Origin of the sequence: Lacimonas salitolerans, assembly GCF_042677865.1 — a bacterium.
Lineage (GTDB): Bacteria > Pseudomonadota > Alphaproteobacteria > Rhodobacterales > Rhodobacteraceae > Lutimaribacter > Lutimaribacter salitolerans.
Map to the genome: position 1 here is coordinate 1 of NZ_JBHUDD010000001.1, position 12,816 is coordinate 12,816.

Consider the following 12,816-nt stretch of genomic DNA (forward strand, 5'->3'; position numbering starts at 1 on the left):
CTACCCCCCGGGTGGGTCATTTTTAAATGATCACGATGGGTCAGTTTTGAATGCAGATTGACAGTCTAGAATGGGATGTCACCGTCATCGGCCACCCCAATGCCGCGCACCACGTCCCATGCGGCCTCGTCGCCTTCACCCCAATCAACGGCCAGCGCCCGGGAATCAGACCAGAGGCGGCGAGCCTCGGGCAGCGCAGGCAGCCACCAGCCGCGCACCTGCCGCCGTTGGACAGTTTCCCGCTCGGGCTCCGCGCCGGGTCCAGCGGCCTTCGCCAGCTCGTGTCCGAGGCGCTCGGCCAGCCCGGGCCGGACCTCTGCCACCAGCCGCCGCGCCGCTGCCCAGCTCGCAAGGTCGCTGGTCGGGATGAACACGCGGTCGCCATTGTGGATCGTCGGCCAGCGCCCGTCATCGCGCTCCACCATGGGCGTTTCCCCGCGCATCAGCAACTCGTGCACCACCGCCGCCGCGCCGCTCAGGCTCGCCAGCTTCTGGGCCATCAGCTCGTCTGTCTGGGGGATGTTCCAGCGAGGGTGCCAGCCGTCCAAATCCATCGTCAGCAGATCGTGCAGCATCGCCGCGAGCCCGCCGCCGTCCATCTCAGCAACGAGGTCAGTGAAGTATGCCTTGTCGCCCTGTCGCGCGTCGGAGACGCCAAAGGCCGCAAACCGGCGCTCGTCAATGGACGCAGGCACCACCCACTCCTCGTTGCTCGACATGACGATGTGCAGGTGGTTGGCCGACTGGAAGGCATCGCGGCCCTTGCCCTCAATCATCAGCTCGGGCTCGGTGACCATCACCTTGAGCGCCGCCTCCGCCTGCCGGTCGCCGTGCCATTCGACCTCATCCGCGAAAAGCAGGCAGCAGTCCCGCAGGTGCAGGTTGAAGTTGCCGGTCAGCAGCTTGCCGTTCGGGATGTGGAGGCCATGCTGCCCGAACAGCCGCATCAGCGCCCGCGCGAACAGGCCCTTGCCGGTGCCCTTCTTGCCCCGGAACACCAGCGCGACCTCGGCGGGCTCCGCTGGGTTCTGGACCGCGAAGGCTGCCCACTTGATGATGTAGTCAGCCGCCTCGGGGTCGCCGCCCGCCAGCACGTCGCGGACGTGGGCGCGCATCAGGGACCAGTCACCCGGCGCGTGCGCGATGCCGAAGCCGCGCCAGAGGTTGAGCTGTTCACCCACCTCGTCACCCTCGCCCGGCGCGAACACAAGGGAATGGTTCTGGCGGCGGTGCGGCCAAGCAAGCCACGTCGCCCCGAGCGGCTTCTTGACCGGGTTTCCGTCCTTGTCGGTCGCTACGACAACAGGCCGGTTCATGTAGCGGTTGCGGAAGTCATCGAAGCTCTGGAGCGTCACCATGTTCCGGGTCTGACCACTGATGGTCGTCCTGACGAATTCAAGCACCCGCGTCCTGCCCTGTTCGTTCAGCAACACGGCATGGCGCATGTTCAGCTCCGCCATCTCGGGTTCAAAGGCTTCATCGCGGGCGCGCTGGACCTGCCTTGCGGCATACTGCGCCGGGCGGGGCTGCCCGAGGACGTGGCCGCTGATGCCGTGGTCCGGGTCTAGGATCACCGACGCCATCTGCTCATCCGTGCATCCCGCCCGGACCATCTCACAAAGGACGGCGAACAGCACCTCAGACCGCGACGGATACTTGGCCGGGTCGTCAGGGTCATCACCGTTGACGATCAGCATCTTGGTTCGGTGCGTCACAGCAGCGGGCAGGTCGTCCAGCGACATAGGCGGCAAGTCGTTGGGCAGCTCCACGCGGGCCGCGTCCCCCCTCGTGCTGACGCCCTCCATCACACCGAATGCGCTCAGGGGATGCGCCACGCCCGTCCAGGTGACGAACTTTGCCAGAGCTGGAACCTGACCGGCGGCGCGCTTGTCTGCATCGGGCCAGTTGACCGTGCCCGGCAGCCGCATGATCCGGGACGGGTCGGTGGTCTTGTCGCCCTTGAGCCGGTCGGCCAGCCAGCGAAGCCGCGCCCGGATCGCATCCGGGTCCGCCTCTTTGTCCAGCCGCCACAGGCCCCAGTAACCACCGCCGCTGTCAACGATGGCGCTGGGCGCGGGCACGTCCGCCGTGCGCTCGTTGGTCAGCCGCGCCAGACACGCCGCCTTCCGCTCCGCGAACGGCTTGCCCGCGTCCTTCTTGTCGGGGTCAAGGTCCGCCCAGAGCCAGCGCGAGCCCGCCACGTCCACGTCCTTCGCCTTCTTGGGCAAGGAATAGTCAGGCCGCAGCCGGGCCGGTGCCATGTAGGTGTTGCGGCGGTGCGCGCTGTTCTGCTCAACGGCCCACTGGACGGCGGCGTCAAGGTCCGCGCCGATGTGGCCGAGCATCCCCTTGGCGGTCTTTGCGTTGACCATCCAAGGCCCGTCTGGGTGCAGGTAGCGCAGCGCCTCACGGATCATGTCCGCGTTCGGCCCCAAGGATTTTTGGTCGGCTCCGGCGGCATCCGGGGCTATACTATCCCCGATGATGTTCTGATGACCTGCCCGGTCCTCTCCTGCGCCCCCGGCTTCCGTCCCGGAGCTGGGGGCGTTCATTTCGCCCCCCTTCATTCGCCTGCCTCCATCCACGCGCGCACGTCATCGGCGCGGTAGCGGACGCTGGTGCCCACCTTCAGGAAGTGCGGCCCCTGACGCTTGGCGCGGTATGCCTCAAGCGACTTGGTTGAGAAGCCCGTCATCTGGGCCACCTGGTCGGGGGTCAGGTATTCCGGGGTCATGGGGAGCCGCCCACGGGGCAGCTCACGCAGGAGGCGCTCTGCGACGGCCTCCGCTACGGCATCAATGGTCTGTTGGTCCACGTCTAGTCACCATTCCAGACCGCCCTGCTGTGGCAGGCGGTCGGTTAGGTGACAGGGCCATCTCCGGGTTGCCCCGCGCCCCCCGCATGGGGCGCTCCCCGCGCGCGGCACGTCCCGGTGGGCCGACGCGGTTCCCAACGCCGGGGTTCACCGGCGTCCCCTGTTTCAGGGTAGTCTGCCCCGATCTTACCCTTGGCGGCCCGCCTTGGGAAACCCTAATTAGCCCCCTCCAGCCCTCAATCCGTTGTTGTGGAGGGCTCAAGCAGGGCGAGGATGGTCGCTGTCATGCGCTCCTGCTCAGCAAGCAGCGTGTCGAACAGCGCCCGCTCGTGGATGTAGACGCCCTCAATCCCCGGCACGGTGTGGTCCAGCAGCAGGCGGGCGTTCACCCGGTCTATCCCCGTGCGCTGGGCGACGGTGCGGTAGGTGTGGCGCAGGATGTGGCCTGTCTCGCTGGGCAGCGCCTTCTCCTTCCAGACCTGCGTTGCGATCACCTCGCCCGTCTTGCTGGACCGGGCCGGGAACAGCCACGGTGCGCCCGGGAACAGCACGTCACCCGCCGCCATCGCCCGGCGCACCACCTCCACCATGTGCCCAGACAGGGGCAGGTCGAAGGAGCGGCCCGACTTCATCCGGGGGATGGACACGGCGCTGTCGTCCAGCCGCACCCAGTCCCGGCGCAGCGCAACGAGGGTCCCGGGGCGCAGGCCCGACAGGAGCCCGAGCTTGTGCATGTCGCGCCGGAGCGGGTTGGGCAGCGCCTGCACCCGCGCCCACCAGTCCGCGAGGTCCTCGGGCATGATGACGCGGTTGCTGGCCCGCTCCTTGTTGAACGTGACCGCCGCCACCGGGTTGCCCGGCAGCGCGTCCGGGTCGTCAACAACCTTGAGGGCGAAGTTGTAGGCGGCGCGGAAGTCGCGCATGGCCTTGTTCGCGGTCGTGGCCCCGTGCTTGTCGGTGATCCGGCGGTGCTCCTCGCGGGCGGCGCTCCGCTTCACCTCCGTTATCGGCGTGTCGGCCCACTTGGGCAGGTAGCGGTCCAGCCGCTCCATCATGTCGGTGACAGACCGCTCGACACAGCCCCGGGCCAGCATGTCCGCGCCATACTCCTCGAACATGCGGCGCACCGTCCACGCGCCCGCGTCGTCAGGCGGCGGGGCGTTGGGGTCGATGCCGCGCTTGATCTGGTCCAGCACCGCGAGCGCCCGGCTGCGCGCATCGTCCAGCGTCATGTCCTCTGTGGTGCCGAGGGTGTGGCGCACCGTCTTGACCAGCACCTTGCGCCCGCGCGGACCCTGCCAGAGGTCGCGCTGGACCTTGTATGACTTCCCTGTCTTGTTCACGGCAACGAGGAGCCCCGTCACCTTCGCGTCCCGCACCACTGCGGGCTTCCCGTCGAAGGCGAGGGCCTTCACCCGCGCCTCTGTCAGCTTCTCCGGCATCCGTTGCCCTCCTGCGAACCGTGTGGCAGCCTGCCTGCGAACCGTAAACGAACCGGGAGCGGATCGGGCGGGTTAGGGCAGCCTAGGGGAAAGGTAGCTCCAAATGACTGAGAACGCTACTGTTTAGGGTGGACGTGAGGGCGGGAAAGGGTTACAGTCCGCCGACTTCTAATCAGCAGGTTCGGGGTTCGAGTCCTCGTGGGATCGCCAGCATCTCGCTGCCCTTGACCGAGGCACGCAAAAAGGGGCGCCGAAGCGCCCCTTTGCATGTGTCCTGGCGAGGATCACTCGCGGGCGAGCAGTTTCCACTGGCCGTTTTCGACTATCGAGATGGTGATGTCGTTTGCCCCCTGGTGGTCGCCCGGGCCATAGGTCAGTTGGGTGTCCAGCAGGTCCGAGTAGTAGTCGATGCTTTCCATCGCGGTCTGAAAGCTTTCATGGGTCAGGTCGGGGCCTGCGGCCTCGAGCGCCATGACCAGCGTTTCGGCCGCGTTGTAGCCCAGCATGGCAAAGCCGCTGGCGGGCTGGCCGTACTCTTCCTCATAGGCCTCGATGAAGGCGGCGGGCACCGGATCCTCGGCGCGCGCGGCCAGATCGACCCAGCCTGCGGCGGCGTAAAGCCCCTCGGTCACGCCGTTGGGAACGGCGGCCACCGGCTCGAGGAACCCGGCAGAGGTGTTGAGGAACTTGGCGTCGGACCAGCCCAGCTGCTTGGCGGTGCCCACCACGGTGATGCCCGCGCGCACACCCAGCGCCATCACGATGATCTCGCAATCGTCGCTGCGCAGTTTCTGCACCGCGCCTACGAAATCCTGCTCGTCGGGCTTGTGCGTGGTCTCCGAGACAAAGCTGGTGCCCAGCTCCTCGGTGCTTTCCTTGGCCGCGTCCGAGATTTCGATGCCGAAGTCGGTGGGCAGGTACATCGCGCAGACGTTGGTATGGCCGAACTCCTGGTTCAGATAGCGGATGCCGGCGATGGTCTGGTCATAGTAGCTGGCAAAGCCGGTGTACTTGTTGTCGATCGGCTCGTTCAGCATCTCGCGCGCGGCCGACAGCGGGTTGAGGTTGGGGATGCCGCGCGGGTCAAGGATGCGGAAACCGGCCAGGTTGTGCGGGGTGCCCAGCGACAGCATCATCGCAAAGACCTCGTCGCGGTTGACCAGCTTGTTATAGGCCTGTGACGCCTTGGGAAGCTGGTAGCTGTGATCCTCGACCACGAAACGGATCTGGCGGCCATGCACGCCGCCGGCTTCGTTGACCTCGTTGATCTTGAGGTTGGCACCGTTGATTGCGGGCACGCCGACGGCGGCAAAGATGCCCGACAGGTCGTTGACCGAGCCGATCACGATCTCGTTGTCGGTCACGCCCTGGGTCTGGGCCAGCGCCGCCTGAAACAGGCCCAGGGCCATCGCCCCGCCCATCAGGGTTGTCATCAGAGTCTTCATTTTCAGGTTCTCCTCCCTAGAAACGCCCCGTTATCGCGGGGCTTGATCAGTACATATCATCAATCAACGCCTTGTGGCGTTTTTCCACGAAGCCGCGTTTTAGCTTCATCGTGGGGGTCAGTTCTTCGTCCTCGGCGGTCAGCAGCACGTCGATCAGGCGGAAATCCTTGATCTGTTCGACGCGGGCGAACTCCTTGTTGACCTGATCGACCTCGGCCTTGATCAGGTCCTGCACCTGTTGCGCGCGGCACAGCGAGGCGAAATCCGAGAACGGCACCTTTTGCGCCTGCGCGTATTTCTCGACGTTTTCCTGATCGATCATCACCAGCGCGGTCAGGTACTTGCGTTTGTCACCGATGATCACCGCATCGTTGATATAGTGGCTGAACTTCAGCCGGCTTTCGATTTCGGCGGGGGTGATGTTCTTGCCGCCGGCGGTGATGATGATGTCTTTCAGACGCCCGGTGATGGTCACGTAACCATCCTCGTCGATGCGACCCACGTCGCCGGTGCGCAGCCAGCCGTCATGGCTATAGGTTTCGGCGGTCTTTTCGTTGTTGCGCCAGTAGCCCTGAAAGTTGTTCAGGCCCTTGGTCTGGATCTCGCCATCCTCGGCGATGCGCACCTCGACGCCCGGCACCGGCTTGCCGATGGTGCCGACGCGGTTCTCGTCGGGCGTGTTGATGGTGGCAATTCCGGCGGTTTCGGTCATGCCGTAGCCTTCGACCAGCGGCACGCCGATCGACCAGTACCATTTCAGCAGTTCGGGGCTGATCGGCGCGGCCCCGGTGCCGCCCCGGCGCATCCGGTCGAACCCCAGCATCCGGCGCAGGTTCTTGAGCACCAGTTGATCCCAGATCCAGAAGTTGATCGCGGTGCCGGTGGGCACGCTGCCCTTGTCCATCAGCGCCTTGGTGCGGGCCTGCCCGGCCTTCAGCGCCATGCCGAATGCCATGCGGCCGATCCACGTGCTTTCCTGTGCCAGGATCAGGATGCGCGAATAGATCTTTTCCCAGACCCGTGGCACGGCGGTAAAGGTCATCGGGCTGACCTCTTGCAGGTTGTCGAACACGGTTTCCGGGCTTTCGGCAAAGTTGACCGTGCATTTCGCCGCCAGCGGGAAATAGATCGACACGTCACGCTCGAGGATATGGCACAGCGGCAGGAAACAAAGCTGCTCGTCATCGGGGTCGGCGGGCAGGCCATGCGCGCCTGCGGTGATGGCCGACATGATGTTTTCATTCGACAGCATCGCGCCCTTGGGGGCGCCGGTGGTGCCCGAGGTATAGATCAGCAGGGCGGTATCTTCGGGGCGGGACTTGTCGATCTCGGCCTCGAAGACGCCCGGCTCGGCCGCGTCGGCCTCTTGCCCGATCCGGTAGAACTCGTCGATAAAGATGACGCGGTCGTGGTTCAGGTCGTGCAGGCCCTCGTCCTCAAGCACGATGACCTTGTGCAGCTCGGGCACTTCGCCTTCGATCTCGAGGAACTTGTCGAACTGTTCCTCGTTCTCGACGATCAGAAAGCGCGAGCCGCTGTCGCGCAGCAGATAGGACAGTTGCGCGGCGGAATCGGTGGTGTAGACGCCCGAGGCGATGCCGCCCACGGCCTGAATCCCAAGGTCGAAATAGGCCCATTCCTTGCGGTCCTCGGACAGGATCGAGACGCATTCCCCGCGTTGCAGCCCCAGCTTGCGCAGGGCCATGCCGATCCATTTGGCATGGGTCCAGTAGTCGTCCCATGTGTAGGCCTTCCAGATCCCCAGATCCTTTTCACGATGCGCGGTGCGGCTGCCGAGCGCGCGGCAGCGCGCGGCGAACAGCTTGGCGATCGTGTCGGTGCCATCCACGGTGACGGGGCGGGCATTGGGGATGGCGTTGAACACGACCCCGTTGATGGTGATCTTGTCCGATGCGGCATTGGCGTTCATCGCATCACCTCCATGTCTTCTTGCGCTTCCAGCGTTTCTCGCCGCGCGCGCCTTCGTCGGTATGGCCCAGATAGAAGCTCTGGATATCCTCGCTGGCGCGCAGGCGTTCGGAGCTGGCGTTCATCACGATCCGGCCCAGCTCCATCACATAGCCCTGATCGGCGAGGTTCAGCGCGACATTGGCGTTCTGTTCGACCAGCATCATGGTCACGCCTTCGTCCTTGTTCAACCGTTTCAGGATGGCAAAGATTTCCTGCACCAGCAAAGGCGACAGACCAAGGCTGGGTTCGTCCAGCAGCATCAGCGACGGGCTGAGCATCAGCCCGCGCCCGATGGCCAGCATCTGCTGCTGGCCGCCCGACAGGGTGCCCGCCTCCTGATTGCGGCGTTCCTTGAGGATCGGNAACAGCACCAGCCCGCGCCCGATGGCCAGCATCTGCTGCTGGCCGCCCGACAGGGTGCCCGCCTCCTGATTGCGGCGTTCCTTGAGGATCGGGAAGTATTCGAACACCAGTTCCTTGTCGCGCGCGATCGCGGCGCGGTCGTTGCGCGTGTAGGCGCCAAGGTTCAGGTTGTCCTCGACCGTGAGCAGGGGAAACACCTCGCGGCCTTCGGGGACATGCACGATGCCCGCGTTGACCACCTTGTGCGGCTCCCATCCCTGAATGGGATTGCCCTGGAACAGGATTTCGCCCTTTTCCGGGTCCATGATCCCCGAGACGGTTTTCAGCAGCGTCGTCTTGCCCGCGCCATTGGCCCCCAGAACGGTGACGACCTGGCCCTTGTGCACCTCGAGGCTGACGCCGCGAATGGCCATGATCGGGCCGTAAAAGGTTTCAAGGTTGCGGATTTCAAGCAGGGGTTTGTCGGTCATGCCGCGTCTCCCGTGCCCAGATAGGCGGCGATCACCGCCGGGTGGCTTTGCACCTCTTGCGGGGTGCCCTCGGCCAGCTTGGCCCCGTCGGCCAGTGCCAGCACGCGGTCGCAGACCTTGCTGACCAGCCCCATGTCATGTTCGACCATCAGAACGGTGATCCCCATCTGGCGGCGGATGTCGTCGATCCACCAGCGCATGTTCTGGGTTTCCTCGACGGACAGGCCGCTGGCGGGTTCGTCCATCAGCAACAGGCGGGGCTTGGAGGCCAGCGCGCGGCCCACCTCGACCACCTTGCGCACGCCATAGGGCAGGCCCGCGATGCGCTTGTTGCGGTAGGGTTGCAGATCGAGGAACTCGATCACCTCTTCGACGGCGGCGCGATGCTCGCGTTCTTCGCGGCGCACCGATGGCAGGTGCAGCAACTGTTCGACCATGTTGGTCTTGCGCAGGCGGTGGCGCCCGACCAGCAGGTTGTCCAGCACCGTCGCCTGATCGAACAGTTCGATGTTCTGGAACGTGCGCGCGATGCCAAGGCTGGGCACCTCGTCGGGGGGCAGTTTCAGCAGATCCTGCCCGTCGAACATGATCTTGCCCTCGACCGGGGTGTAGAACCGCGAGATCAGGTTGAACACCGTCGATTTGCCAGCACCGTTGGGGCCGACAAGGGCAAAGACCTCGCCTTCGTTCACTTCCATGCTCAGGCGGTTCACGGCGGTCAGACCACCGAACTTGAGCGTCACGTTCTCAAGCGTCAGCAGGCTCATCTCAGGCGCTCCGTTTTCAGATAGGATTTCTGACGGCGGAACATGTCTTTCCGCGCGAAGGGGAACAGCTCGAGAAACGTGCGGATCTTGAGCCAGCGCCCATACAGGCCCATGGGTTCGAACAGGATGAAGCCGATCATGATCGCCCCGAACACCCCGATTTCCAGCCCCGGAATGGCGACGTTGCTGCCCATGCTGTCGGATATGATCGACAGGAACTGCGGCAGGAAGGCGATGACGATGGCCCCCAGGAACGCGCCATGGATAAAGCCAAGCCCGCCCACCACGATCATCATCAAAAGCTGGATCGAGATGATGAAGGTGAAGGTCTCGTTGTTGAACACCTCGGAGAACAGCCCCATCAGCGCACCGCCCAAGCCAGTGATCCCGGCAGACAGGCCAAAGGCGATGGTCTTGGTGCGCGAGATGTTCACGCCCATCGCCTGCGCCGAGATTTCGCTGTCGCGCACGGCGGCAAAGGCCCGGCCCATCGGGGCGCGCAGCAGGTTGCGGTAGAACAGCGTGACAACCAGCACCACGATCAGCGCCATGTAATACCAGGCCACCGGGCTGGACCAGCGGTTGATCTCGTACCCGAAGACGGTGATCGGCGGGGCGAACTTGCCGCCCACACCGCCGGTCCAGGGTTCCAGCATCACGATGATGTCGTCGGTCAGGATCGCCAGAGCCAGCGTCGCGATGGCCAGATAGACGCCATGCAGTTTCAGCGCCGGAATGGCGATCAGCGCGCCGATCATGCCGGTGATGATGCCGCCCAGCGGAAAGGCGATCAGGAACGGCACGCCGGCCTCCATCATCAGCACGCAGGAATAGCACCCCAGTGCCATGAAGGCGGAATGGCCCAGGCTGGCCTGCCCGGTCTGGCCGGTCAGCAGCATCAGGCCCAGCCCGGCGGTGGCCCAGATCAGCACGTTCGTCGCCTCGCCCAGAAAGAAGGTGTCGATCAGGAAGGGCAGGGCGACCATCAGCGCCAGCAGGGCGATGTACAGCGACGCCTGCCAGCGGTCCTTGAACAGGCGGATGTCGTCATCATAGGTGGTTTTGAAATGCACGCGCATGGGTTCAGACCTTCTTGGTGCGGACCTGTGCGAACAGGCCGTGAGGACGGAACAGCAGCACCGCGATCAGCAACGCATAGGGCGCGATCTGTGACCAGCCGGCAGGCAGGTAGCGGGCGGCGAAGGGTTCGATGATGCCCACGATCAGCCCGCCCATCAGCGCGCCGGGCAGGCTGCCGAAGCCGCCGATCACGGCTGCCGCGAATGCCTTGATCCCGATGAAGCCCGCGTTGGGGTCGATGGCCCCCTTGGAGGCATAGAGGATGCCCGCCACGGCGGCCACGATGCCCGCCAGCGCCCAGACGAAACCGTGCACGCGCTTGACCGGGATACCCATGTAATAGGCCGCCATCTGGTTCTGGCTGGCGGCCTGCATGGCCAGACCGATCTTGGTGCGCTGAAAGAACTGCCACAGCAGCAAGGTCAGCAGCAGGGTCACGATGATGATCGCCACATCGGCCATGCCCAGCACCAGTGTGCCCAGCCGGACATCCCCAAGCGCCAGCGGCGAATGCAGCGACAGCGGCTCGTGCCCCCAGATCAGCCCCGCGACAAAGCGCAGGACGAACCCAAGCGCGATGGTCAGGATGATGATGGCAACCTGATTCTGGCCAAAGACGGCGCGCAGAACGATCACGTCCAGCAGGTAGCCGAAGGTGCCCATCACCAGGAAGACCAGCGGCAGCGCCAGCCAGAACGGGATGCCCATGAATTCAGGATTGACGAAGCCGATGGTGACAAAGGCACCCAGCATCATGAAGTCGCCCTGTGCGAAATTCACCGCCTCGGTCGCCTTGTAGATAAGCACGAAGCCCAAGGCAATCAGGCCGTAGACACAGCCATTGGCCATGCCACTGATGAGAAGCTGAAGAACTTCCACCGCGATCCTCCCTATATGTCACGGTCCGCAGTCTTGATCGCTGCGGTCCCGTATGCGCCAACCCTCCAGACGCGGATCGCCCTTTATGAGCGACAAAATGATCCGTCCACAAAATCGGTCACGGGTCAACATGGCGCAGCAAGGTGACGTTGCGGAAATCAAATCCGCCATGCGGAATATCGGCGCAGGCTGGTGCGACGCAACGGCATGCTGGACGCATGAACCGGGCGCTGGGCATGGTTGCATCAAGATACACTCATGGGAGGTCAGTATGGGTCTTTTCACACCGACGGCAAGCTGGGTTTGGGACGAGCACAAGATGTTCGCCGATGCGGTCGCGCGCGTCTTTGCCGACGCGCTGGAACCGAACATCGAAAAATGGGTCGAGCAGGGCGTGGTGGACCGCGATTTCTGGACGCTTGCAGGCGATCAGGGGATCATGGGCGGCGCTGTGCCCGAGGCTTATGGCGGTGCCGGTGGCGGGCTGGGGTTCGACGCCATCACCGTCTACCAGCAAGGCGCGGTGGGCGATTGCGGCTGGGGCTATTCGATCCAGTCCATCGTGCTGCATTACCTGCTGGCCTACGGCAGCGAAGAACAAAAGCAGCGCTGGGTGCCCGATCTGGTGGCGGGCCGCAAGGTGGCGGCAATTGCAATGACCGAACCTGGCGCGGGATCGGACCTGCAAGCGATCAAGACCCATGCGGAAAAGGATGGAAACCAGTACCGCATCAACGGCTCGAAAACCTTCATCACCAACGGGCAGACTGCCGATCTGATCGTGGTGGTGGCCAAGACCGACAAGGCGGCCGGGGCCAAGGGCGTGTCGCTGATCGTGGTCGAGACGGATCAGGCCGATGGCTTTCGCCGGGGCCGCAACCTGAAAAAGCTGGGGATGCGGGCCAATGATACGTCCGAGTTGTTCTTCGAGGATGTGAAGGTGCCGCAGACCAACCTGCTGGGCGCGGAAGAGGGGCAGGGGTTCTATCAGTTGATGAAGCAACTGCCCTGGGAGCGGCTGGTGATCGGCATCACCGCGCTGGGGGCGATCGATTTCGCGCTGAAGGAAACCATCGCCTATGTGCAGGAGCGGCGCGCCTTTGGTCAGCGGGTGATGGATTTCCAGAACACGCGGTTCAAGCTGGCCGAGATGAAGACCAAGGCCGAGGTGCTGCGCGCGTTTCTCAATGACGGCATTGCGCGGGCCGAGGCGGGCACGCTGGACGCCGCCACCGCCAGCATGGCCAAGTACTGGGGCACCGAGGTGCAGAACGAGGTGATGCACGAGTGCCTGCAACTGTTCGGCGGCTATGGCTTCATGATGGAATACCCCATCGCGCGGCTCTATGCGGACGCCCGGGTGCAGATGATCTATGGCGGCACCAACGAGATCATGAAGGAACTGATCGCGCGCTCGATCGACGTGTGATCCAAAGGTGCGGGCCGTTGGCCCGCGCCCTATAGTTCGTGTTCACGCCACGCGGAGGCGCCGGGGGCCATGCCCCCGGACCCCCAAGGGGCGATGCCCCACTGCGCGCCGGGGCGCGCATTCACCCCAGAGTTTTCCTGGCAAGATGAAGCTGT

The 12,816-nt window shown here is 64.5% G+C and carries 10 protein-coding genes; 1 reads left to right on the forward strand and 9 read right to left on the reverse strand.

Translation table 11 applies throughout. The features are described from left to right. Window positions 1–65: 65 nt before the first annotated feature. The 9 genes from ACFTOW_RS00005 to ACFTOW_RS00045 all read right to left on the reverse strand — a co-directional run bounded on the left by ACFTOW_RS00005 (window position 66) and on the right by ACFTOW_RS00045 (window position 11,232). Window positions 66–2,552 carry a primase-helicase family protein gene (locus ACFTOW_RS00005; protein WP_379911781.1) on the reverse strand — a complete coding sequence of 829 codons (2,487 nt, stop codon included), beginning with the start codon at window positions 2,550–2,552 and terminating at the stop codon, window positions 66–68. A gap of 11 nt (window positions 2,553–2,563) precedes the next feature. Beyond that, window positions 2,564–2,734 carry a helix-turn-helix transcriptional regulator gene (locus ACFTOW_RS00010; protein WP_379911783.1) on the reverse strand — a complete coding sequence of 57 codons (171 nt, stop codon included), beginning with the start codon at window positions 2,732–2,734 and terminating at the stop codon, window positions 2,564–2,566. 317 nt (window positions 2,735–3,051) lie between these two features. Then, window positions 3,052–4,257, reverse strand: a complete 1,206-nt coding sequence (locus ACFTOW_RS00015; RefSeq protein WP_379911785.1) for a tyrosine-type recombinase/integrase — start codon at window positions 4,255–4,257, stop codon at window positions 3,052–3,054. A 284-nt stretch (window positions 4,258–4,541) separates the two neighbouring features. Next, window positions 4,542–5,702, reverse strand: a complete 1,161-nt coding sequence (locus ACFTOW_RS00020; protein WP_379911787.1) for an ABC transporter substrate-binding protein — start codon at window positions 5,700–5,702, stop codon at window positions 4,542–4,544. Window positions 5,703–5,748: 46 nt separating this feature from the next. Next, window positions 5,749–7,632 (reverse strand): AMP-dependent synthetase/ligase, encoded by a 1,884-nt coding sequence (locus tag ACFTOW_RS00025; protein WP_379911789.1) that lies wholly within the window; start codon window positions 7,630–7,632, stop codon window positions 5,749–5,751. 4 nt (window positions 7,633–7,636) lie between these two features. After that, the gene (locus tag ACFTOW_RS00030) at window positions 7,637–8,506 is read right to left on the reverse strand and encodes an ABC transporter ATP-binding protein (RefSeq protein ID WP_379911791.1); all 870 of its coding nucleotides are present in this window, start codon (window positions 8,504–8,506) and stop codon (window positions 7,637–7,639) included. Continuing rightward, window positions 8,503–9,273 (reverse strand): ABC transporter ATP-binding protein, encoded by a 771-nt coding sequence (locus tag ACFTOW_RS00035; RefSeq protein WP_379911793.1) that lies wholly within the window; start codon window positions 9,271–9,273, stop codon window positions 8,503–8,505. Before ACFTOW_RS00035 ends, ACFTOW_RS00030 begins: the two co-directional genes overlap by 4 nt. Beyond that, the gene (locus ACFTOW_RS00040; protein ID WP_379911795.1) at window positions 9,270–10,352 is read right to left on the reverse strand and encodes a branched-chain amino acid ABC transporter permease; all 1,083 of its coding nucleotides are present in this window, start codon (window positions 10,350–10,352) and stop codon (window positions 9,270–9,272) included. The genes ACFTOW_RS00035 and ACFTOW_RS00040 overlap by 4 nt, the downstream gene beginning before the upstream one ends. Window positions 10,353–10,356: 4 nt before the next feature. Continuing rightward, window positions 10,357–11,232, reverse strand: a complete 876-nt coding sequence (locus ACFTOW_RS00045; protein WP_379911797.1) for a branched-chain amino acid ABC transporter permease — start codon at window positions 11,230–11,232, stop codon at window positions 10,357–10,359. A gap of 271 nt (window positions 11,233–11,503) precedes the next feature. On the opposite strand from ACFTOW_RS00045, the gene ACFTOW_RS00050 reads away from it, so the two are divergent. Beyond that, window positions 11,504–12,661: an acyl-CoA dehydrogenase family protein gene (locus tag ACFTOW_RS00050; protein WP_379911799.1), complete on the forward strand. Its 1,158-nt coding sequence runs from the start codon at window positions 11,504–11,506 to the stop codon at window positions 12,659–12,661. Window positions 12,662–12,816: the final 155 nt, after the last annotated feature.

Excerpts from the sequence above, each read along its gene's own strand:
- ACFTOW_RS00005 (WP_379911781.1), bottom strand. The coding sequence starts at position 2,552 with ATGAACGCCCCCAGCTCCGGGACGGAAGCCGGGGGCGCAGGAGAGGAC.
- ACFTOW_RS00010 (WP_379911783.1), bottom strand. The coding sequence starts at position 2,734 with ATGACCCCGGAATACCTGACCCCCGACCAGGTGGCCCAGATGACGGGC.
- ACFTOW_RS00015 (WP_379911785.1), bottom strand. The coding sequence starts at position 4,257 with ATGCCGGAGAAGCTGACAGAGGCGCGGGTGAAGGCCCTCGCCTTCGAC.
- ACFTOW_RS00020 (WP_379911787.1), bottom strand. The coding sequence starts at position 5,702 with ATGAAGACTCTGATGACAACCCTGATGGGCGGGGCGATGGCCCTGGGC.
- ACFTOW_RS00025 (WP_379911789.1), bottom strand. The coding sequence starts at position 7,632 with ATGAACGCCAATGCCGCATCGGACAAGATCACCATCAACGGGGTCGTG.
- ACFTOW_RS00035 (WP_379911793.1), bottom strand. The coding sequence starts at position 9,273 with ATGAGCCTGCTGACGCTTGAGAACGTGACGCTCAAGTTCGGTGGTCTG.
- ACFTOW_RS00040 (WP_379911795.1), bottom strand. The coding sequence starts at position 10,352 with ATGCGCGTGCATTTCAAAACCACCTATGATGACGACATCCGCCTGTTC.
- ACFTOW_RS00050 (WP_379911799.1), top strand. The coding sequence starts at position 11,504 with ATGGGTCTTTTCACACCGACGGCAAGCTGGGTTTGGGACGAGCACAAG.